The organism is Mesorhizobium sp. P5_C1 (assembly GCF_054049815.1).
On the sequence record NZ_JBFULQ010000910.1, the window covers coordinates 1 to 1,452 of the forward strand.

2 protein-coding genes are annotated in these 1,452 nt (G+C 57.3%); both read left to right on the forward strand.

Annotated features, from left to right (window positions below; genetic code table 11):
- The first annotated feature begins 568 nt into the window (after window positions 1–568).
- Window positions 569–919, forward strand: a complete 351-nt coding sequence (locus ACXJ7R_RS32490; protein WP_457155373.1) for a hypothetical protein — start codon at window positions 569–571, stop codon at window positions 917–919.
- Window positions 920–1,256: 337 nt separating this feature from the next.
- Window positions 1,257–1,452 (forward strand): hypothetical protein (locus ACXJ7R_RS32495; protein ID WP_457155374.1); only part of this gene is annotated, 196 nt, incomplete at its 3' end.

Genomic DNA, 1,452 nt, shown 5'->3' on the forward strand with positions numbered 1-1,452 from the left:
GGGACGCCGGCTACATTCCTGAGCATCAAGGCAGCGCGCCGAAGGATGATCTGCAGATCCGCCCGCGACATGTCCGCGATGCGGTCGGCGGCGCTCTCAAGCTCTTCAGCGATGGATGCTCGGGTCATGGCCCTACCTTTGCCATACAAGGCGGCCGCCTGCCAAATTTATGGTAGTGGGTCGGTTTGATATTTTGTCGATGTGAATCAATCTGCGATGCCAACTTAGAAGCAGGCCAACCGCCTCTTGACCTTGGACTTAGCGCCTGGTGGCCCTGGGCGGGGGTGTCCATAGTCACTGCCTGCCCTAAACGCCGACCGCGGGGCTGGTCCGTTCGCACTGTATTGATTTTTAGGAAGGGGGGATGTTGGGAAAATCGGCCTCAACGCCATGCGCGGCAAGGTGTTGGGCGTCAAAATTTACCGACTCTGTCACAGACATAGGCAATACCGGCCTGCCTTTGCCGGTCTGACGGTCCGTGACGGTCTCAGTCATGCGCTTGCCATTTGTCATCAGTTGCCTAGTGCCTTCCGATGGTGCGATTGTTTGCGCGAACGGCGGAGGGTGCATGGAAACGAAGAAAGCAATGGGCCGGCAAGGATGGTGGTTTGCTGAGGTGGACGGCAAGGCCTTGGCCTGCGCACACAAATACTGGCTAAAGGGAAGGACTTATCACGATCCGTTCGAGCGCCATAAAGGCAAGGACAACCAATCCAGGATCGACGAGGCCGTGAATGCGATCAAAGACACGAAGAAGGTCGTTTTGACAAGCGACAAAGCCACAGTCGACCCAAACGGAATCGTTACAGCCTTTGAGCGAACGGGCTACATCGCGGTTTTCGAGGTCGCTGACATTTCATACTCAGTCGACGATGGGCTCAGATTCCGCTTGGCTGAGCGGCTTTGCCACTTGGAATAGCGGCTGTCAGCGTCGGCCGATTGGCAGCCGATGCCTGCCGGTTTTCGACGTGATGCTCTACAGGCTTGGTTGCGGTGGCATGCGGCCACAGGCAAGCGCCAGGACGTGCGGGGGCCTTCGACGGTCTAGGACAGCGGCCAGACAGAACGCGCGCTGGCGGGGCTAGGCAGCGTCCGGCGCTTCGCCAAATTTAGCCTTCAGCTTTGCGATCGCGTGGACGTCTTTCGTTTCCCATATGATTGTGCGCGTGTGGTCCGCCGTCGAATAGACGGACGACAGGTAATCGCGGACTTTCACGGTCTGAACTGCATCATCTGGCCGCGGATGTTCGGTAAAATTGAAGTCCGTCTTCTCCGATCACCCAGCCTTTTGGGGTGAGGTGGTATTCGGTCCATTCGTTGCTTGCCGACATTTTCAAAACTCCGGGGAAATGGAAAGTGAAGAGGCGCTAAGGCGAAAGGAAACCATCGCCCTGTGCGCCGTCATGCGCAAGCGGGCTTGCAAGTGCCATCGGGTTCAGGATTATATTCCTC